At 50.8% G+C, this 20309-nt stretch carries 19 protein-coding genes; 13 read left to right on the forward strand and 6 right to left on the reverse strand.

The window, feature by feature from the left end; genetic code table 11:
* Positions 1–2 precede the first annotated feature (2 nt).
* The 5 genes from DSZ37_RS07805 to DSZ37_RS07825 form a co-directional block, all read right to left on the reverse strand.
* Positions 3–1703, reverse strand: a complete 1701-nt coding sequence (locus tag DSZ37_RS07805) for a class B sortase (RefSeq protein ID WP_181380275.1) — start codon at positions 1701–1703, stop codon at positions 3–5.
* Positions 1703–2239: a CinA family protein gene (locus DSZ37_RS07810; protein ID WP_109726355.1), complete on the reverse strand. Its 537-nt coding sequence runs from the start codon at positions 2237–2239 to the stop codon at positions 1703–1705. Before DSZ37_RS07810 ends, DSZ37_RS07805 begins: the two co-directional genes overlap by 1 nt.
* 70 nt (positions 2240–2309) lie before the next feature.
* A complete protein-coding gene (gene thiI / locus DSZ37_RS07815) occupies positions 2310–3488 on the reverse strand; it encodes a tRNA uracil 4-sulfurtransferase ThiI (protein WP_109726356.1) in 1179 nt (392 codons plus the stop codon).
* 36 nt (positions 3489–3524) lie between these two features.
* Positions 3525–4043: a hypothetical protein gene (locus DSZ37_RS07820; protein WP_109726357.1), complete on the reverse strand. Its 519-nt coding sequence runs from the start codon at positions 4041–4043 to the stop codon at positions 3525–3527.
* 1 nt (position 4044) lies between these two features.
* On the reverse strand, positions 4045–5175 hold the full coding sequence (locus DSZ37_RS07825; RefSeq protein WP_109726358.1) for a cysteine desulfurase family protein: 1131 nt from the start codon (positions 5173–5175) through the stop codon (positions 4045–4047).
* A gap of 188 nt (positions 5176–5363) precedes the next feature.
* Here DSZ37_RS07825 and DSZ37_RS07830 point away from each other — a divergent pair, with 188 nt between their 5' ends.
* Together DSZ37_RS07830 and DSZ37_RS07835 are read left to right on the forward strand one after the other, a co-directional pair.
* Complete coding sequence (locus DSZ37_RS07830; protein WP_109726359.1) at positions 5364–7880, forward strand: YfhO family protein; 2517 nt, start codon at positions 5364–5366, stop codon at positions 7878–7880.
* 16 nt (positions 7881–7896) lie between these two features.
* On the forward strand, positions 7897–8433 hold the full coding sequence (locus DSZ37_RS07835; protein WP_109726360.1) for an NUDIX domain-containing protein: 537 nt from the start codon (positions 7897–7899) through the stop codon (positions 8431–8433).
* Between the two features lie 45 nt (positions 8434–8478).
* Here DSZ37_RS07835 and spoVG read toward each other — a convergent pair whose 3' ends face one another.
* A complete protein-coding gene (spoVG, locus tag DSZ37_RS07840) occupies positions 8479–8787 on the reverse strand; it encodes a septation regulator SpoVG (RefSeq protein WP_028521108.1) in 309 nt (102 codons plus the stop codon).
* 386 nt (positions 8788–9173) lie between these two features.
* Between spoVG and murC the strand changes: the two genes are divergently transcribed.
* From murC to DSZ37_RS07895, 11 genes are all read left to right on the forward strand, one after another.
* On the forward strand, positions 9174–10589 hold the full coding sequence (gene murC, locus DSZ37_RS07845) for a UDP-N-acetylmuramate--L-alanine ligase (RefSeq protein ID WP_109726361.1): 1416 nt from the start codon (positions 9174–9176) through the stop codon (positions 10587–10589).
* Positions 10590–10592: 3 nt separating this feature from the next.
* Positions 10593–11174 carry a transcriptional repressor LexA gene (lexA, locus tag DSZ37_RS07850; protein ID WP_109726362.1) on the forward strand — a complete coding sequence of 194 codons (582 nt, stop codon included), beginning with the start codon at positions 10593–10595 and terminating at the stop codon, positions 11172–11174.
* 265 nt (positions 11175–11439) lie between these two features.
* Positions 11440–11826 (forward strand): hypothetical protein, encoded by a 387-nt coding sequence (locus tag DSZ37_RS07855; RefSeq protein ID WP_109726363.1) that lies wholly within the window; start codon positions 11440–11442, stop codon positions 11824–11826.
* A 287-nt stretch (positions 11827–12113) separates the two neighbouring features.
* Positions 12114–12476: a cell division protein ZapA gene (locus DSZ37_RS07860; protein WP_109726364.1), complete on the forward strand. Its 363-nt coding sequence runs from the start codon at positions 12114–12116 to the stop codon at positions 12474–12476.
* Positions 12476–14509, forward strand: coding sequence for a U32 family peptidase (locus tag DSZ37_RS07865; protein ID WP_109726365.1), 2034 nt, complete (start codon positions 12476–12478; stop codon positions 14507–14509). The genes DSZ37_RS07860 and DSZ37_RS07865 overlap by 1 nt, the downstream gene beginning before the upstream one ends.
* A complete protein-coding gene (gene dut, locus DSZ37_RS07870; protein ID WP_109726366.1) occupies positions 14509–14946 on the forward strand; it encodes a dUTP diphosphatase in 438 nt (145 codons plus the stop codon). Before DSZ37_RS07865 ends, dut begins: the two co-directional genes overlap by 1 nt.
* 34 nt (positions 14947–14980) lie before the next feature.
* Positions 14981–15241 carry a DUF4321 domain-containing protein gene (locus DSZ37_RS07875; RefSeq protein ID WP_109726367.1) on the forward strand — a complete coding sequence of 87 codons (261 nt, stop codon included), beginning with the start codon at positions 14981–14983 and terminating at the stop codon, positions 15239–15241.
* A gap of 176 nt (positions 15242–15417) precedes the next feature.
* Positions 15418–16434 carry a rod shape-determining protein gene (locus DSZ37_RS07880; RefSeq protein ID WP_109726368.1) on the forward strand — a complete coding sequence of 339 codons (1017 nt, stop codon included), beginning with the start codon at positions 15418–15420 and terminating at the stop codon, positions 16432–16434.
* Positions 16435–16445: 11 nt separating this feature from the next.
* Complete coding sequence (gene mreC / locus DSZ37_RS07885; RefSeq protein WP_109726369.1) at positions 16446–17312, forward strand: rod shape-determining protein MreC; 867 nt, start codon at positions 16446–16448, stop codon at positions 17310–17312.
* The gene (gene mreD / locus DSZ37_RS07890; protein WP_109726370.1) at positions 17302–17880 is read left to right on the forward strand and encodes a rod shape-determining protein MreD; all 579 of its coding nucleotides are present in this window, start codon (positions 17302–17304) and stop codon (positions 17878–17880) included. The genes mreC and mreD overlap by 11 nt, the downstream gene beginning before the upstream one ends.
* Positions 17881–17932: 52 nt before the next feature.
* Entirely contained in the window at positions 17933–20206 is a 2274-nt protein-coding gene (locus tag DSZ37_RS07895) for a penicillin-binding transpeptidase domain-containing protein (RefSeq protein ID WP_109726371.1), read from the forward strand.
* Positions 20207–20309: the final 103 nt, after the last annotated feature.

Below are 20309 nucleotides of genomic sequence, written 5' to 3' on the forward strand. Positions count from 1 at the left end.
CATCAGCCGTAGGGAACAAATTCCGCGTTGGGATCGTAACGCTCATTGGGGTGATCCTGATAGTAACTTGTGGGCCACTTGATATTGGGATTTGGCTTGCTGTTCTGTGTGCCCGCCATAGGATCTTCGCCGTCCCTGACCAGTCTCGCCATGATGATGAGACGTCCGGCATCCTCGTCGGGAAGCGTGGTGTTGCAGGTAGAAAGAGTTATGAGCGGATCGCCGTACTTCACATCAACGTCGTTAAGTCGGAGAGATCTCCTCTTAGCCTCGTTGACAAAGCCGTAGAACTCATCCTCGTCAGAGAACTCAAGCTCATTCCAGCAGTCAAACTTGGTATCGGTTTCGTCTCCGCTGTCCAGAATGAAGTAGGCAAATATCTTATAAGTGTATTTCCGGTAATTTGAACTGAGATAGATGATAGGGTGTTTGCCGTAGTAATCCTCGTGTCTCTGGTACCATTTAAGGCTTCCGAACATCTGCTCGTCAAGCATATTGTGTCCGTAGATGACCAGATTTCCCGAATTGGGGCACTTGAGATAGCCGTCCTCGCCCACCTCGTCGAAGTGGTTTCTGTAATCGAGGAATATCTCGCCCGCCCTGTTCTCACTGAGGTCGAACTTCATATTCATGTATTTTTTATTGTCATCGGCCTGCATCACAGGATTGTTTATAGGTGTATCGGGGATATTGATAACTCCCACGATATCGTGGTTCTGGTCCCAGAGCTTGCGCGCTCCGTCCAGCATACCCTCGAACCTTATCCTTGTTTCGCCTTCCTCCTCAACGGCAACGGTCGCAGCCTCCCTGCCGTCGTAGATGTCGTATATTTCCATGATATTCTCGGTCTTGTGCTTACTTGCCCACAGCTCATAGTAATAATCGCCCACAAGGTAACCGCAGACGAATATCGCTATGACAGAACCGAGAAATACTATTTTTCTCACACATTCGAGAACGCTGTCGCCCTTTTCGGGGAAAAGCCCTCTCAGCTTCTGTGCGAAGGTCTTCTTTTTCTTCTTCTTTTTCTTATGGGACTTCTCTGTCGTCATACCCTCCGCGGCAGCTCTCATGACAGGCTCAGCCCATTTCTCCGCAGCAGGCGGAGGAGCCTCCTCATGATGATGTCCCACGGGAGTGAATACCACAGTGTCCTCAGCTGCATCTGCTCTTATGATATCCGCAGCTGTCTCATGAGCCCGAGGCTCATTATAATAGGTATGCTCCTGTTCAGGCTCGCTGTATGCCGTATCCGCCGTCTCAGTCTCCGTGAAGTCCATTACATCACCGGTGACATTGGCACGGACCTCCGAGAAATCCTCAGTTATCTCCTCAGCTATCTCATGGAGCTTCTCTTGTGCGTTAGGCTCCAGTGCAGGGATTATATCCGAGATATCGGGGCCTGCCTTTGCAGCAGCAGCGGCAGCAGCCTCAGCCTCACGGGCTGCAATACGTTCAGCCTCCGCCTTTTCATTGGCGATGGCTTTGTCCAGCTCGTAAAGTATATCAGCAGCAGTTGAACCCGACCTGTCCTCAGTGCTTCTGAGGCGTCCCACATTGACATCGGCGCGTTCAGCTTCTGCCTTGTTTTCATATGTCGTCGGAGCGACTTCCGCTTCACCGCGGATAGACCTTCTGATAGCTTTTATCTTCTCAGCTCTGCGCTGAGCCTCGGTCATTCCGTCGGTCATTTTTTCGCTCATCAGTCTGTCCTCGCCTCCATCAGTATTTTTTCTATCGTATCGAACGCAAAAGCAGCGGCACATCTTCTGATATTGTCCCTGCTCAGGTCGCTGAGCTTCCAAAGCTCTGGCAGACACACGAACTGCCTGCCGCAGATATCGAAACCGATATAGACCGTTCCGACGGGAGTCTCGGCAGTTCCGCCCGATGGACCTGCGATCCCCGTTACCGAAACGCAGACGTCTGCCCCCGAGCATTCCTTCAGTCCCCTGACCATGCCCAGAGCCGTCTCCTCGCTGACCACGCCGTACTTACGGATAGTTTCGGCAGGTACATTGAGGAACTTGGTCTTTATACGCTCGGAATAAGTGCATATCCCCAGCTCAAAGACCGCAGACGCACCCGATACTGATGTAATAAGCTCTGAAAGAAGTCCGCCCGTACAGCTTTCCGCCGTAGCAATGGTCAGACCTTTCCGTTCTAATAATTTTACAACATTACTGACCGATTTGTCAAGTTTTTCGGCATTACATTCAGAAAATTTACTGCTTACCACTAAATCGCCGCCCTTGCTTTAGTAAACATTATACAAAATCAGTGTGATAATTTTGTGAGAAAATTAAGAATTATTCGCCATAATTGAAAGTTTTCATCTCCGTACCCTCAACAGCCTTCTGTATCAGCGGCTCGAAATCGAAGCTGTTCTGAGCCTTCTCAACGTCGCTGAGCACGGGGCGCACCTTGGGATGACGTGGAGTGAATACGGTACAGCAGTCCTCGTAGGGAAGGACGGATGTATCGAATGTATCTATCTTGCGCGCAATGTCGATTATCTCGGTCTTGTCCATGCCGACACAAGGACGGAACACGGGAATCCTGCAAACTGCGTCGGTGCAGGCGATGGCAGCCATGGTCTGGCTTGCCACCTGTCCAACGCTCTCGCCTGTTATAAGGGCAAGGCAGTTGTCCTTGGCGGCGATGCGCTGTGCTATCTCCATCATGAGCCTTCTCATTATAATAGTAAAGAACTCCTCGGGACAGTGGTCCTTGATAGCCTCCTGAAGCTCCGTAAAGGGCACACAGTAGAATGCTATGCCGCCGCAGTAGTCCGTCAGCTTCTGACAGAGCTGCTCGACCTTGAGCTGTGCACGGTCGGAGGTGTAGGGAGGGCTCACATAGTGAATGGCAGCGATATGGACGCCGCGCTTTGCCATCATGTAGCCTGCAACAGGACTGTCGATACCGCCCGAAAGCAGAAGGAGCGCCTTTCCGCTGCTTCCCACGGGAAGTCCGCCTGCTCCCTTGATGTTCTCGGCGTGAACAAAGGCGTTCTCGTCGCGTATCTCAACAGTAACAGTGACCTCGGGGTTCTTTACGTCCACGGACAGGTTCGGGAACCTGTCAAGAAGCTTTCCGCCCAGCTCCGCACATATCTCGGGAGACTTCATGGGGAAAGCCTTGTCAGAGCGCTTTGCGTTGACCTTGAAGGTCTTTGCACAGCTGAGCACCGTATCAAGGTACTCATAGCTCTTGGCGCATATGTCCTCAAAATCCTTCTCGCATACGCAGGCACGGCACAGAGTTGCGATACCGAATATCTTTCCCACTCTGTCCACAACCTCGTCAAGGTCAATGTCCTCGTCAAGGGGAGTGATGTATGTTGTAGACTGAGCGCTGGTCATCTGAAAGTGACCGAGGGGCTTCAGTCTGCGCTTTATGTTCTTGATGAGCATATCCTCGAAGGTCTTTTTGTTCAGACCCTTCAGAGCCATCTCGCCGTATTTTACAAGTACTAATTCCTTCATATCTATTCTCCTAATATACTATTATAAATATAAATATCAATTCGTGTAGGTATCTCCCTCGGCAGCGCTGTAGTATCCGATGACAAGCTTGTCCTGCTTCATGGGATGCTCGTTTGACTCATCTATCAGCTCCTTGCGGCTGTAGTACCTGAGCTCGCTGTCCTTAATGGGTCGGAGGGCAGTCCACGCCTCTGAGGCATATCCGTCCTTGAACTTCACCACCCAGTAATGCCTGTTGTCGGAGGAATAACGATTTGTCATGCTCTCTCCGAGAAGCTCACAGGGATCGTTCATCTGTCCCTTGCCCCTGATGATGTATTCCTTGTCAGCAGGAACTTTCTCGCCCTTTTCCTTGTACACATCCTCTACTTGTGCGGTCACAGCCTTGAGGTAAGACTTCGCCGTTGCATTTCGCGTGCTGACCTTTGAGCCTGTGGTCGTTTTCATTGCTTCACAAAGGAACCAGAAGCCGCCAACACAGAGCACCGCAAGCACAATAAAAATTATAATAAGCACTTTCAGCGGACTTTTCTTCTTTTTCTTTGCTTCTTCCATATTAACCCCTTACCTTTTCCATACCGGCGCGAAGTCCCTCACAGAAATCATCAAGCTCTGACTCAGCAGTCTCCGCGGTGATACTTATTCTCAGTGCGCTGTCAGCGCGTTTATCCCTTATGCCGAACTGTCCCAGCACGCCGCTCTGCTGTCCCTTTGAACAGGCTGAGCCGCTGGAAACATATATTTCCCTGCTTTCAAGAAAGTGCAGCATTATCTCCGACCTTTTGCCCCCTGCGGAGATATTTATGACATAGGGCGAACCGTCCTCGGGAGAGTTCACCTCAACTCCTTCGATATCCTTCAGCTGTTCCAGCAGATACGCCTTGAGGCGAAGTGCCTTCTCATAGCGCTGTGCAACTGTGGGCAGGTATTTCTCCACGGCAGCTCCGAAGGCAGCTATGAGGGGAACGCTCTCTGTTCCCGAGCGTATGCCTTTTTCCTGCTTGCCGCCCGTAACTACGGGAAGCACACGGACGCCCTTTCTGATGTAGAGCGCTCCCACTCCCTTTACTCCGTGTATCTTGTGGGCGCTGAGGGAGACAAGGTCTGCATTGAGTGCGCTGACCTTGACGGGAAGCTTCATGTAAGCCTGAACGCAGTCCGTATGGGTCACGATATCGGGCATACGGCGGTTTATCGCCGAGAAGACCTCCTTTACGGGAAGTATATAGCCCGTTTCGTTGTTGACATACATCATGCTTATAAGGCAGGTATTCTCATCGCATGCACTTATGAAGTCCGCCGCATAGAACCGTCCGTCCTCACGGGGCGACACCCTTACCACCTCAAAGCCCTTGGTCTCAAGGTCTGCGGCAGTCTCCTCCACCGAGGCGTGTTCCACTGCGGAAATGACTATCTTTTTCCGTTTTCTGCCGTAAGCTGCGGAAGCTCCGCGGAGTGCAAGATTGTTGCTCTCGGTAGCTCCCGATGTGAAGTATATACAGCCGCTGTCCGCGCCTATGGAGTCGGCTATGGTCTTTCTTGCGCTGTCCATAAGGAGCTGCGCTTCGAGACCTGCGCGGTGGAGCGACGATGGATTACCATATTTCTGTGTCATTGCGGTCACTGCTGCCGCCACTGCCTCCTCGCAGGGCTTGGTGGTCGCCGCATTATCAAGGTAAACTTCCATTATATGTTCCCCTTTTATCAGTATAGTAGCATACCTTATATTATAACATATTATTAAAGAAAAGGCAAGAGGCGCGGAGAAAAAGCTTCCGCAGACAAAATCGAAAATATATTCTGTTTTTTGTTGCTTTTTTTCGCCTGTTATGTTATAATCAATGTGTATATCTATTTTTTACGGAGGAAGAAACCTTGAAGAGAAGTGTCGCCGCCAAGGGCTGTACAAAAGAAAAATATCTGCTGGCATTCCTGCTGGGCTTCGGCACCATGCTTTTCACTGTACTGCCCATGATGCTCACCGAGCGCGGTTATTTCATATACTACGGCGATTACAACGCTCAGCAGATACCCTTTTACAGCCTTGCCAATGACGCGGCAAGAAGCGGCGGACTCGGCTGGAACTGGTTCACGGATCTGGGCTCGGACTTCCTTACATCATATTCATTCTATCTCAGCGGCAGTCCTTTTTTCTGGCTGACCGTCCTGCTCCCGAGGGGACTGGTGCTGTATGCCATGCCTGTTGTCCTCGCGCTGAAGCACGGCATCGCCACACTGACCGCATATGCCTATATCAGGCGGTTCGTCCGCGGCAAGAACGCCGCTGTCACAGGAGCTCTCCTCTACGCCTTTTCAGGCTTTCAGGTATACAACATCTTCTTCAACCACTTTCAGGACGTCACAGCCCTGTTCCCTCTCATGCTCATTGCCATGGAGGAAAACATCAACTGCCGCCGCAAGGGCGTTTTCGCCCTGACCGTGGCGCTCTGCGCCTGCGTGAACTACTACTTCTTCGCAGGTCAGGCAGTGTTCCTGATACTATACTACCTTTTCCGGATGAGGTGCAGGGACTTCCACACCTCATGGAAAAAATTCTTCGGACTTCTCTTTGAAGCTATCATCGGCTCCCTCATGGCAGCCTTCATACTGCTGCCGTCGGCTATGGCTCTCATGGGCAATTACAGGATAAGCGAGAGGCTCTACGGCGCGGATATGACCGCTTACACCGACAAGACCCTCCTGCCACGTCTGGTGCAGACCCTGTTCATGCCTGCGGACCCCCCTGCCTATCCGAACCTGTTCAGCTCGGACTACGAAAAATGGGCTTCCATCGGCGCATACCTGCCCCTTTTCTCAATGGCGGGAGTCATCTCGTTCATGCATCTGCGCAGGAAGCACTGGGCTTCAAAACTGCTGTTCTGCTGCGGAGTTTTCGCGGTGATACCCATACTCAACAGTCTGTTTCAGGCAGTGAATTCCTACTACTATGCGCGGTGGTTCTATATGCCCATACTCATTATGGCTATGATGACCGCACACAGCCTTGACGATGAGGAAAACAGCGGCTTTACGGGACTGAAGGTCTGCGCCGCCATGACGATCGCCTTTGCGGTCATGGGCTGCTTTCCTGCCAAGCCCAAGGACGGCGAAAAGGCAAAGCTGTTCACCATGCCCGAGGACGTCCTCTATTTCTGGATAACCATTGGTGTTACGGTGCTGTTCCTTGTCTGCTCCTACCTCATTTTCCGCAGGAAGAAAAAAGGCAGACTCAGCACTGCATTTGTGGTATTCGTCACAGCGGTCTCCTCTATAATCTGCGTATTCACCACCACTCTCTACGCCGCAAACAGTGTCACCTCCGCCCGTGAGTATATCGACACCGCCATCGACGGCGAGGACGAGGTTTGGGAGCCTGTCAGCGAGGACAACTTCTTCAGGATAGATATTTCCGCAGACTGCGACAATTATCCCATGATCTGGGGGCTCCCCACCATGAGAGCTTTCCAGAGCGTGGTAAATACATCTATAATGGACTTCTACAGCTATGTGGGAGTACCGAGAGATGTGGCTTCCAGAGCAAAGCTCAGCCATTATACTCTCCGCGGACTTTTCTCCGTCAAGTATTACTACAAGGAGAAAAAAGAGGGATGCTCCTATGAGGAGCTTCTCCGCTCCACTCCCGACAGCTCCTCGTCATCATCTTCTAATTCTGCGGACGAGAATACCGACATTGCCATTATCCCCGACGAGCTTCCCGATTTCAGATACGTCGGCGAGACCGAGCATTTCGAGATTTACGAGAATGAACTGTATGTACCCATGGGCTTTGCATATAATACCTATATCACCAAAAAGGCTGCCGATGACAAGGGAAAGCTCCAGCGCGAGAAGGTAATGATGAAGTCCCTGATACTCACCGACGAGCAGGCTGAGAAGTACAGCGATATCCTCAGGGAGTACGATCCCGAGAGAGATACTTCCATGTCGCGGGAGTCATACAGGATGTTCTGCCGCGAAAAAATAGCCTGCTCCGCAAAGAGCTTCAGCTTCGACTCCCATGGCTTTACATCCGAGATAGACCTTGATTCGCCTGAGCTGGTATTCTTCAGCGTACCGTACAGCAGCGGCTGGACCGCCGAGGTAAACGGCTCTCCTGTTGACGTGGAAAAGGTCAACGAGGGCTTTATGGCTGTCAGAGCCGAAAAGGGCAGCAACACTATTGTTTTCAGATACAGAACGCCGTACCTCAGGGAGGGCGTTATCATAAGCTGTATAAGCACAGCGGTGCTGGCGGTATATGTGCTTATATCCCGCAGAAAGCGCAGCAAGGGAGACTACGCCGACCACAGGCACTTCTATGATTACAGCTCCTGTGAAAAAATAAAGGCGGCGCAGGAATACTGCGACAGCCTGTTCAATACCAAAGCATGACCAAGGAGGAAATATAATGCATCTTCAGGAAAAAACTCTCACCAGCGATGTCAAGTATGAGGGAGTCATCTTCACCATAACCCATGATACCGCCGAGCTTGAAAACGGCAAGACTGCCGCACGCGACGTTCTCCATCACAACGGCGGAGTCTGCGTGATACCCGTTACGGAGAACAATGAGATATTTCTCGTCAAGCAGTTCCGCTATCCCTTTCAGACGGTGACGAGAGAGGTCCCTGCAGGCAAGCTTGAAAAAGGCGAGGATCACGCCGAATGCGGACGCCGCGAGCTCCTCGAGGAGACAGGCTGCACCTGCTCGGAGTACATCTACCTCGGGGAGATGCTCCCCACCCCTGCCTACAACAGTGAGATAACCTATATGTACCTCGCAAAAGGGCTTACCTTCACCTCACAGAGCCTTGACCCCGACGAGTTCCTCGATGTGGAGAGAATACCGCTCTCAGAGGCTGTTGCACAGGTCATGGACGGCACTATCCGCGACGGCAAGACCCAGATAGCAATACTCAAGGCGGCAAGAATGCTGGGTATATAACAAAAAGACCCACCTAACAGGCAGGTCTTTATGTAAGATCACTGATCAAAGCTCGTCAGCTTCTTCGTTTGCTTCCTCGGAAGCCTCGGTCTCCATGATCGCAAGCTGTCTCTCATATGCATCAAGGATATTCTCCTCAAAGAGCTTTCTTGCTGAAGGTGAGATGGGATGAACGATATCGCGGAAAACTCCGTTTTCGTCCTTGCGGCTGGGCATTGCAACGAACAGTCTTTCATCGCCCTGAACGACCTTGATATCATGCACAGCAAACATATCGTCGATAGTCACCGAAACTACCGCTCTGAGTCGTCCGTCAGACATGATCTTTCTGATCTTCACATCTGTAATTTCCATAATTTTTCCTCCTTATATGTGGTGTGACTCCTTGGTTATACGCTGAAAAATTATTTCTTTTTCTCAACCGTTTTCAGCAGAAAGTAAACCTATGAACTATTATACAGCATATTTTGTAAAAATGCAAGCTATTTTTGCGTTCCTTTAAGGAAAAATTATAATTATTTCGTTTTAAAGCGGTGAAAGAACGGTGAAAACAACGTGATAGAGCCAAATAATTACTCATCAGTGTCATATTAATTGACATTAATTCTTAATTTTTTAATATTTTTGTGCTATAAAAGCACAGCTTTTTCACTCGAAAGTCCTGTCCGCAGAGCTGCGGACTGCTTATATCAGCCTCTCACATCGGGGCTATTCTATTCATTCAAAGAAAGGTGATCATTTTGGATATCAACATCTTAAAAGGAAAAAAGCACATTCACTTCATTGGTATCGGCGGTTCGGGTATGTACCCCCTCGCACAGATACTCCACTCTCAGGGCTATTACCTGACAGGCTCGGACAATAACGAGACAGAGACTCTTGACGCCGTAAGAAAAATGGGTATCCCCGTTTTCGTAGGGCAGCGCGCCGAGAACATCGAGGGCGCAGACCTTATCGTCCACACCGCTGCTATCATGGCTGACAACCCCGAGCTCATGGCGGCAAGAGCCAGCGGAGTTCCCGTACTTGAACGTGCTGACCTTCTCGGTATCGTCACAAGCTGGTACGACAACGCTATCTGCGTTTCGGGAACTCACGGCAAGACCTCCACGACCTCAATGATCACTCAGATACTCTATACCGCAGGTGTTGACCTCTCCGCATATATCGGCGGAAAGCTGCCTTGCATCGGCGGAAGCGGAATCGCAGGCAAAAGTGATATAATGGTATGTGAATCCTGCGAATTTGAGGACCACTTCCTCAAGTTCTTCCCCGATATATCCGTTATACTCAATATCGATGCCGACCATCTGGATTACTTCGGCACTCTCGAGAATATCATCAAGTCCTTCCGCAAGTTCAACGAGAACACCACAAAATGCATAATCATCAACGGCTCAGACGAGAATTCCATGAAGTCTCTGGAGGGCATAAGCGGCAAGGAGATAATCACCTTCGGCAGGGACAGCTCCTGTGACTACTATCCCGAAAACGTAAAGCACGAGAACGGTCTCCTCACCACCTATGACGCCATGTACAAGGGCGAAAAGCTGGGCACCGTAACCCTCCATGTGGCAGGTATCCACAATGTGCTCAACTCCCTTGCAGCAGTTGCCGCTGCACGATATGTGGGCGTTGACTTTGAGTTCATACAGAAGGGTCTGGAGGAGTTCCGCGGAGCCAAGCGCCGCTTCGAGAAGCTGGGCTTTGAGAAGGGCATAACCGTTGTGGACGACTACGCTCACCACCCCACAGAGCTTGAGGCTACACTCAATGCTGCTATGGAGATGAACTTTAACCATGTATGGGCAGTTTTCCAGCCATTCACCTTCTCCCGTACAAAGCTCCTGCTGGACGACTTCGCAAGAGTATTGCAGATACCCGACCATGCTGTCCTCACCGATATCATGGGAAGCCGTGAAAAGAACACCTACGGCATCTTCACACGACACCTTGCGGAAAAGATACCGGACTGCATATGGTTCCCGCAGGACGAGTCAGCCGAGTGGACTGACGAGAGAAAATACGCAAACTTTGAGCAGATCTGCGACTATGTCTGCGAACACGCTCAGGAGGGAGACCTTGTCATAACTCTTGGCTGCGGAGATGCCTACAAGATCGCTAAAATGATACTGAAAAAGCTTTCGGAGGAATAAACTATGCTGAAGGATAAGGAAATCGCTGTTTTCAACTATATAAAAGCACGTCTCAGCGACGGAATGTCGCCGTCGGTAAGGGAGATAATGGACGCTATGGGCTTCAAGTCCACGTCCACTGCCCACCGCTACATAGAAACTCTGGTCCGTGAGGGACTTATCGAAAAGACAGGAAACTTAAACCGCACCCTGCGCCTGCCTAACAGCGGCACCACTTCCGTCCCAGTTATGGGTACCGTCACCGCAGGTCAGCCTATCACTGCCGTTGAGGACATCACGGGCTACATCGGCTTTGAAGCTCCCGGTGTTGACCCTCAGGAGCTGTTTGCACTGAAAATACGCGGCGAGAGCATGATAGACGCAGGCATCCTCGACGGTGATATAGTCATCGTCCAGCGTGTGAACTACGCTGAAAACGGTGATATTGTCGTTGCCTTCATCGACCATGAGGAGGCTACCGTAAAGCGCTTCTTCAAGGAGAAAGGACACTACCGTCTCCAGCCAGAAAATCCCACCATGGAGCCAATTATCGTGGACGAGGTGGAGGTCCTCGGCAAGGTCATAGGCTTAAAACGGTATTATTGAACCGTTAGCTTGCAGGGGACGGCGCCAGCGACGTCACGCAAGCTGATAAACATTGCTGAGATAAATCGGAATTTAGCGCGTATGCGCTAAGTTGATAGTTGAAAGTTGAGAGTTGAGAGTTAATGTGTTCGCTTCGCTCACAATATTTAAATATTGTCGCCGCAGGCGACTCCACAACTTTCAACTCTAAACTCTCAACTCTAAACTCAAATCAAAATTCAGCTCCGCTAAATGTTGTATAGATAGTGATCTGAGGTATGCAATTATGTTTGTTTATGAAAAAGTTGACAAGAATGACAAAGAATTATATGAAAAAGTATCCGATCGTTTGTATGATGAAAAGTGGTCACAGTGGGGCGCCGACAGAGAAAACGATATCTATATCGTTTGTACAGGGAAGCACGGAGTCGAAACACCTGTCATTTTTAAAATGCTTTATAAGTCACATTTATTTGAATTTATTCTTCCCGAACCCGACATAACTTATGATCCTCCAAAGCTCTGGATAAGCATTCCCAATGAGCTGCAAAATGATCGCATTGATATCCGTGAAGCTATAAAACGCGCTTTTCGTGAAGCAAAGGGGCTCTCTGATTACGGATCACTGCCAAGAAATGTTGATGATCATATTTTCGTTTTTGAGGATAAATGAGCCCTTAGCCTTTAGCTTTCAGCAATTAGGAAGCGGCTTTGCCGCTTTATTATCGGGCTGCGGAACGCCGCCCCTACATCAGGCTAACGGCTTCGGAATTTAACACCTGCGGTGTTAAATACTGATTTATAATAATGTCAACTCTCGGACGACCAATGGTCGTCCCTACACTCTCACCGTCAACTAACCGCTAAAAATAAATATTTTTCAAAAAACACTTCCCTTTTCATAAAAAATAGTGTATAATGTAAGGTGGTTAAATTTACGCCACGGAAAGGACGATACAAATGCTTAATGAAGTAAAAGTCATCATCTGCGGTAAGGAGTACAAGATAAAGACCGCCGAAGCTCCGAATTACGTTTTCGCCCTCGCAAGAGCGCTGGAGACTAAGATCAACGAGATCACATCGGCTAACGGTTCTTCTCCCTATGCCGCTTCCATAATGGTGTCGCTGGCTCTCCTCGACGACCTCAACAAGGCTAATCAGCGCCTTGACAATATCCGCGACCAGACCAAGGAGTACGTTGACGAGGCAGGCAGGACACGAATCGAGCGCGACGCTGCCCAGAAGGAGATCGAGGTGCTCAAGTCCAAGATCGTTCAGCTTGAGAATATGGTCAAGCTCAAGCAGCTCAGCGACAGCATTTAATGAAACAAACCGAGATACTGGCTCCCGCAGGCAGCATGGAAACTCTCCGTGCGGCTCTCCGCTCCGGCGCTCAGGCTGTATACATAGGCGGAAAGCGCTTTTCTGCACGAAGCAGTGCCGCAAACTTCTCCCTTGAGGAGATAGCTGATGCAGCAAGCCTCTGCCACAGATACGGTGCAAAGCTTGATCTGGCTGTGAATACTGTCATCTCCGACGATGAGGCTGAGGATTTCTGCGAGTACATAAAGTCCGCCGCTCAGTGCGGTGTTGACGCCTTTATAGTTCAGGACTGGGGCTGTGCGGAGCTTATCCGCCGCTGCGTCCCCGATGCTGTGCTCCACGGCTCAACTCAGATGTCGGTACACACTGCTGCAGGAGCTGAAATGCTCAAAAAACTGGGATATGCAAGAGTTGTCCCCGCACGAGAGCTGGATAAGGACACTATTTCCCGTATCTGCCGCACAGGTATCGAGACGGAGATATTCGTTCACGGCGCTCTGTGTATGTCTGTGTCGGGACAGTGCTATATGTCGGCGATGATAGGCTCACGCTCTGCCAACCGCGGCTGCTGCGGACAGGCTTGCAGACTGCCCTTTTCCGCTGTGGGAAATAAGGACAGGGCTTCCCTTTCGCTGAAAGACCTGTCACTGCTGCCGAAAGCCCGTGAGCTTGCGGATATGGGCGTCGACTCCTTCAAGATAGAGGGACGCATGAAGCGCCCCGAATATGTGGCTTCCGCCGTTAGCGAGCTGAAGGCTGCTCTTGAAGGCGGTACCCCCGATATGGCTATGCTCAGGGGAGTTTTCTCACGCGGAGGCTTCACCGACGGCTATTACACAGGCAAAAGGCAGGATATGTTCGGAGTACGCGAAAAGGACGACGTTATCTCTGCCCATGAGCTGATACCCAAGATACATGAGCTGTACCGCTTTGAGCGAAAGGCTCATACCGCGGACTTCCGTGCTGTCATAAAAGAGGGACAGCCTGTGGTCATAGAGGCTGTTTGCGGCGATATTACTGCTTCTGCTCAGGGCGATGTCCCCGAGAAGGCTATGAACCGCCCCACCGATGAGGCTATGCTGACAAAGCAGCTCTCCAAACTGGGAGACACGGTGTTCAGCTTTGGAAGGCTCACTGCCGACATAGATGAGGGACTTATTGTCCCTGCAGGAAAGCTCAATGAGCTCCGCCGACAGGTGACGGAAAAGCTGACAGAGCTCGTCACACAAAAACATACCCCGAAATATACGGTCACGGATTACTCCCCTGCCGTACCTGCCGCTCATGCAGTGCAGACTGCGGACAGGCTGCCTGTGAGGACCTTCTGCCGCACCGCCGAACAGATAAAAGCGGCGGCTGATATGTCGGAGTTTCTCATCATCCCCGAGGAGCTGCTCACAGATGATATTCTCGGCACCGTGGACAGGGATAAGATAATAGTATCACCTCCCCGCTTCATCACCGACGAGGACAGGCTCACAAGCCGTCTCGAGGAGCTTATCTCCAAGGGCGTCGGCAGACTTTACTGCCACACCCCCGACTCCGTCGCCATCGGCAAGAAGCTGGGTATGAAGCTCCACGGCAGCTTCACCCTCAATGTGTTCAACTCTTACAGCGCAGAATATCTGCACGAGCTTGGACTTGAGGACTGCGTTTTCTCCGTGGAGGCTACTCTCGGTCAGCTTGGCAGTGTCAGCACAGCTCTCCCGCTGGGAGCTGTCATATACGGACGCCTGCCCCTGATGCTCACAAGAAACTGCCCCATCAAAAACGAGGTGGGCTGCAGAAAATGCACGAAAAAGCTCATCGACCGCACAGGCAGGGAGCTCCCTGTGGTCTGTACAAGGGACTACGCCGAGATACTCAACTCAGACAGACTGTGTATGCTTGACAGGCTCGACGAAATACATAATATCTCCTTCGGCGTGATATACCTCTCCGACGAGGACGCCGACGGCACCAGATCCGCCCTCTCAGGGCGCAAGCCGCAGGGAAACATCACCCGCGGACTTTATTACAGAGGTATCCAATAATGAAACTTACATTCAAAAAGCTGGACCCGAGGGCTGTTATCCCCACAAGGGCCACCGCAGGAAGTGCAGGCCTTGATCTTTGCGCCTGTCTTGACGGTCCCGTCACGCTTGCTGTCGGAGAGATAAAAATGATCCCCATAGGCATAACTGCCCAGACCGATTCCGACGATATCGCCCTCCTCATATATCCGCGATCGGGACTCTCCTCAAAATTCGGAGTCTCCCTCGCCAACTGTGTGGGCGTTGTGGACAGCGACTACCGCGGAGCATGGTTCGTACCCCTCATAAATCACGGCAGAGAGCCCTTTACCGTTGAACACGGTATGCGTATAGCCCAGCTGATACCCACCCGTATATTAATGCCCGATATTGAAGTCAGCGACGAACTCACCGAGACCGAAAGAGGCAGCGGCGGCTTCGGCTCATCGGGTATATGATAAATGCTTTATAACAAAAGATAGGAGATCGATCATGAAAAAAACACTCTATTTTCTGCTTCTTCTGATTTGTGCCTGCGTCCTCGGCGGCGTGATCGCAAATTCTGCATCAGGTTCATTTGCATGGCTGGGCTGGTCAAGAGGTATCTCACTCAAACCCAGTACATTCTCAACTGACATAATTTCCCTGACCTTCGGCTTCAGCCTCAGCATCAGCGTGGCTCAGGTCATCTTCATCGCCATCGCGATATACACCTACATCAAGACCGTAGGCAAGATATGCGCTGACAAGTGATCATTATTGTATTTTTCGACAGTTTTTTATCACCTGCCTCCCCTTTAGTTTCCGTATTATACTAAATTTTCCGACATGGGGAAAATCCCCGCGGAATAAACTTGTACATATTTCCCATTGGTGATATAATATAATGTGAGTAAATACGATAACAGCATAAATTAAGGAGCTTCAAAATGTTTACAAAAGATATCGGCATTGATCTGGGAACTGCTAACACCCTTGTATATATGAGGGGAAAAGGTATAATAATAAGAGAGCCTTCGGTAGTTGCCGTAAATACCAGAACTGATAAATGCCGCTATGTCGGCAAGGAGGCTAAGGACGTCATCGGCAGGACCCCCGGTTCTATCGTTGCCGTAAGACCTCTCAAGGACGGCGTTATCGCTGACTTCGACATCGCGACGACTATGCTTCAGGAATTCATTAGGAAAGCCCTCAAGGGCACCCTTTTCACCAAAGCCAATGTTATCATCTGTATTCCCTCGGGCGTTACCGCCGTTGAGAGACGTGCTGTACGCGAATCCTGCAAGAAGGCAGGCGCTAACAACGTCCTCATCATCGAGGAGCCTATGGCTGCGGCTATCGGCGCAGGTCTCCCCACAAACGAGCCCGCAGGCAGCATGATAGTGGATATCGGCGGCGGCACCAGCGAGGTGGCTGTTATATCCATGGGCGGCATCGTGGCTTCACGCTCTGTAAGATGTGCAGGCGACGAGTTCGATGCGGCTATCATCAACTATATCAAGAAAAAGTACAACCTCCTCATAGGCGAAAGAACTGCCGAAAACATCAAGCTTGATATCGGCTCCGCTTTCCCAAGTGAGAAGGAGGAGTCTCAGGAGATCAAGGGAAGAAACCTCCTCAACGGTCTCCCCGAGAATATCATCGTTACATCCGCGGAGATCCGCGATGCTCTGGTAGAGCCCCTTTCAAGGGTCATCGACGCTATCAAGTCCACCCTTGAGGAAACTCCTCCCGAGCTTTCCGCAGACATCATCGACCACGGCATTACCCTCGCAGGCGGCGGCGCCCTCCTGAGAGGTCTGGACAAGCTCATCAACCGCGAGACGGGTATGCCCGTTTATATCGCGGAATATCCGCTGGACTGCGTTGCAGAAGGCACAGGCAAGATACTGGAGAACATCAGCGATTATCAGGACGCTCTCACCGAAAACGTCAAGTACTATTAAGGAGGAGCGCCATGCGTGATTTCTTAAAAAGCACCCGTTTCAAGATACTTCTTGGCTTTCTCGCCTTCCTTGTGGGCATTATGATATATGCTGTCACCAAGGGCGGCTATTCCGTTTCGGGAGCTTCATTTATCAACACCATCACCAAGCCCTTCCGCGCTGCCTCAAACGGCATAAGCATGAAGATGGAGGGCACGGTTGATAAGCTCTCCAACGCGGATAAGTATTACGAGGAAAACCAGAAGCTGAAAAAGCAGATAGGCGAACTCAATGCTCAGCTCACCGAGTACGACGCCATAAAGGCTGAGGTGGAGGAGCTCAGAAAGTTCGTTTCCATAAAGGAGGAGCATGAGGACTATATGCTCTCACAGCCCTGCGGCGTTCTGGGCTATGTCACCAACGATCCCTTCAAGTCCTTCACTATCGACAAGGGCTCGGCAGACGGCATTCTCGTGAACTGTCCCGTTGTTACCGCCGAGGGACTGGTGGGCATTACCGTTGAGGTGTCCGAGCACGTTTCCACCGTAAGGACTATCCTCTCACCCGATCTTTCCGTAGCCGCAATGGCTTCATCATCAAGTGCCGATCAGGGCATTATCGAGGGCAATGTGCTCTCATCGGAAAGCGGTCAGACCAAGCTCATACACGTTCCAAAGAAGAACAAGCTCAAGCGCGGCGACCTCATGATCACCACGGGAACCAGCGGACTCTTCCCCAAGGATTACCCCATAGGTACCATCCTCGATATCGGCCTCGACTCCAACGGTCTTTCAGTATGCGCCGATATACAGCCTTGTGTGGACGTTACCCGTCTTACCTCTGTCATCGTTATAACCGATTTCAGCGGCAAGAAGGAGGAAGACAAGGATGAGGATTAGAACTACCCGTGAGCAGCATATCCTCCGCTTCAAGACCACTCTGCGGTGGATGATTTACTACCTGCTCATTTTCATAAGCTTCATCATAATGACCTCGGGCACTCTCTATAAGCCCATACTGCTTGTGCCGCTGGCTGTGGGTATAGCTGTCAACAACAACATCTATGCCTCTGCGGTAACAGGAGCCATCTGCGGATTTCTCATCGACATCTGCTGCGGCAAGCTCTTCGGCTACAACGCCGTCATACTCACGGTGTTCTGTATCGCAGCAAATCTGGTATTTGAGCTGTATCTGAAGGACAGGTTCATCAACTACTTCATCATTACTGCTGCCGCTGCTTTTTTACAGTGCTGGCTGGATTACAAGTTCTACTACCAGATATGGGACTATGAGCACGTCGGACGCATATTCAGGAAGGTCTCCATGAAGGTATGGCTGTATACGGTCATTTCGTCAGTATTCGTGTTCCTTGTGCTGAAGCTGGTAAACCGTCTCCTCATGCCCCGTGAGCACCTGACTATCGAGGAGGCTATCAACACTAACATACAGACAGAAAACAGAAGATAAAGACACAGACCGCACTTTCCCGTGCGGTCATAATCATAAAGGAGGCAGACCTTTGAAAGGATTTGCGGAAAATCTCAAATCTATCATTATAATACTGCTGGTAGTTGCGCTGGCGCTCCTCAGCTCCTTCCGCCTTATGAAAATTCAGGTGGTGGGCGACAAGGAGATAGCTACGCCCCAGCTCTATGAGCCGGGCACCCTCACTTACACCAAGGGCGTAAAGGCTACCCGAGGAGAGATAATGGACTATGCGGGTAATGTGCTCATCACCAATGACTCCCGTACAGACCTTGTGCTCCAGATGGCTTTCTTCCCCACCGACCTTCAGGAGGGAAACAAGGCGCTGCTGGGCATTTACAGAGCCCTTGAGGAAAGAGGCATAAAGTTCGAGGAGAGCATCCCCATATCTTTCAGCAAGCCCTATGTGTTCAAATCCAATGACACCGAGGAGCTTATCTCTGACCTCAACCTCAACGTTTATGCCACTGCGGAAAACTGCATAGACAAGCTCATTTCCGACTATGAGATAGACGAGAAGTACACCGACGAGGAGAAGCGTATCATCGCAGGTATGCGCTATCAGATGATAGACAAGGACTTCTCATACAGCAACGACCTGCTGCTGGCTGAGGGAGTGGACGAGCAGACTGTCATCGACATGAAGGAGCTTGGAAACTTCTACCGCGGCATCGAAGCTGTTGACGCTTCCGAAAGACGTATAGTCCGCGGAGATATTCTCCCCCACGAGCTGGGCACAGTCGGTCCTATCTACGCCGAGGAGTACGACGAGCTGAAAACAAAGGGCTACAGCTACAACGACACCCTTGGAAAAAGCGGTATCGAAGCTGCTATGGAGACTCCCCTCCGCGGTGTCAACGGCGAGGAGCAGATAGCTGTCAAGGACGGAAAGGTCCGCGACGTAAAGACGATCTCCGAAGCCACCTCAGGCGAGACTATAAAGCTCACAGTGGACGGAAGCTTCCAGCTGAAGCTGCAAGGCATACTTGATAACTTCATCGCAGGCTTCCCTGCTATCAACCCGAAGCCCGGCATACTCGATGCCAAGTGCGGAGCTATCTGCGTACTGGACGCTAAAACAGGTGCCGTTAAGGGCATGGCTTCCGCACCCACATACAACCTCAAGGACTATTCGGAAAACTACGATTACTTCCTTCAGGCTGCAAATTCGCCTCTGGTAAACCGCTGCACCTACGGTCTCTACCGTCCCGGCTCCACATTCAAGACCGTTACCGCTACGGCAGCTCTCAATGAGGGCGTGGTAACAGGCGGAACCCCTCTGGTATGTAATCAGGGCTACGATTTCTACGGCACCCATTACTCCTGTACGGGATATCACGGCAATATCACCGTGCGCCGTGCCATTGAGGTATCATGTAACTCCTATTTCTATGAAGTTTCCCGAATGCTGGGTATCGACAACATCACAAAGTATGCAAAGCTCTACGGACTCGGCTCCAGTACGGGCATTGAGACAGGGGACGCTCCCGGTTATCTCTGTAACCCCGAGACCTTTGCCGAGAACGGTCAGGAATGGTATGTCGGTTATGTTATTCAGGCAGGTATCGGTAACCAGGACTGCGGTATGACTCCCCTTCAGATGGCTGTTGTGGCAAACACCATCGCTAACCGCGGCGTAAGATATCAGCCATATCTGGTAGACAGCTACTACAGCTACGGCTCGGGCAGTCTTATCAAAAAGACCGAGCCCACTATCGCTCAGCAGATCGAGCTCAACACTCCCGACCTCTATGACTTCATCATAGGCGGTATGATAGACGCATCTCACAATATGCCTGCAAACCACTCTCTCAGCAACCTTGGCTTTGATGTGGCAATAAAGACAGGTACTCCTCAGACAGGCGCAAACCTCGAAAAGCAGAACTCCTTCTTCATCGGCTTTGCTCCCGCAAATAACCCCGAGATAGCCTTCGCAGGCGTCATCGAGGACGGTGAGTACTCAAAGTATATGATACGCGATATCATTCTCGCCTATCAGGAATGCTACGGACTTAACGGCGTAAAGCCCACAAAGCAGAAGCTTCCCGAGGAGATACGTCCCGAGCTTACCACCACCTCCTCTACCGAATCTACCACAACAACTACTACAACTACCACAGCGGAGATAACCACAGAGCCCTATACCGAGCCTGCCAATGAGACTCCCTACAACGAGCAGCAGCCTTGGACACCTCAGGAACAGCAGCCTTGGACAGAATATCCCGCAGCTGTTCCCACTGAACCCGTTATCCCCTATGACCCCAATGCATACGCTCCCGAGGCTTCTCAGGACCCCAACTATAACTGATAAATGCCCCTGTGTGTTCAGATGAGCACTCGGGGGCAATATTATTTTCACATACCGCAATTATTGTATTGACACTATTGTGCATATGATGTATAATTGTTAT

Source organism: Ruminococcus flavefaciens (assembly GCF_900116855.1).
Classification (GTDB): domain Bacteria; phylum Bacillota; class Clostridia; order Oscillospirales; family Ruminococcaceae; genus Ruminococcus; species Ruminococcus flavefaciens_R.

Coding starts and splice junctions, on each gene's coding strand:
- DSZ37_RS07805 (WP_181380275.1), bottom strand. CDS start 1,703: ATGAGCGAAAAAATGACCGACGGAATGACCGAGGCTCAGCGCAGAGCT.
- thiI (WP_109726356.1), bottom strand. CDS start 3,488: ATGAAGGAATTAGTACTTGTAAAATACGGCGAGATGGCTCTGAAGGGT.
- DSZ37_RS07820 (WP_109726357.1), bottom strand. CDS start 4,043: ATGGAAGAAGCAAAGAAAAAGAAGAAAAGTCCGCTGAAAGTGCTTATT.
- DSZ37_RS07825 (WP_109726358.1), bottom strand. CDS start 5,175: ATGGAAGTTTACCTTGATAATGCGGCGACCACCAAGCCCTGCGAGGAG.
- DSZ37_RS07835 (WP_109726360.1), top strand. CDS start 7,897: ATGCATCTTCAGGAAAAAACTCTCACCAGCGATGTCAAGTATGAGGGA.
- spoVG (WP_028521108.1), bottom strand. CDS start 8,787: ATGGAAATTACAGATGTGAAGATCAGAAAGATCATGTCTGACGGACGA.
- lexA (WP_109726362.1), top strand. CDS start 10,593: ATGCTGAAGGATAAGGAAATCGCTGTTTTCAACTATATAAAAGCACGT.
- DSZ37_RS07855 (WP_109726363.1), top strand. CDS start 11,440: ATGTTTGTTTATGAAAAAGTTGACAAGAATGACAAAGAATTATATGAA.
- DSZ37_RS07860 (WP_109726364.1), top strand. CDS start 12,114: ATGCTTAATGAAGTAAAAGTCATCATCTGCGGTAAGGAGTACAAGATA.
- DSZ37_RS07865 (WP_109726365.1), top strand. CDS start 12,476: ATGAAACAAACCGAGATACTGGCTCCCGCAGGCAGCATGGAAACTCTC.
- dut (WP_109726366.1), top strand. CDS start 14,509: ATGAAACTTACATTCAAAAAGCTGGACCCGAGGGCTGTTATCCCCACA.
- DSZ37_RS07875 (WP_109726367.1), top strand. CDS start 14,981: ATGAAAAAAACACTCTATTTTCTGCTTCTTCTGATTTGTGCCTGCGTC.
- DSZ37_RS07880 (WP_109726368.1), top strand. CDS start 15,418: ATGTTTACAAAAGATATCGGCATTGATCTGGGAACTGCTAACACCCTT.
- mreC (WP_109726369.1), top strand. CDS start 16,446: ATGCGTGATTTCTTAAAAAGCACCCGTTTCAAGATACTTCTTGGCTTT.
- mreD (WP_109726370.1), top strand. CDS start 17,302: ATGAGGATTAGAACTACCCGTGAGCAGCATATCCTCCGCTTCAAGACC.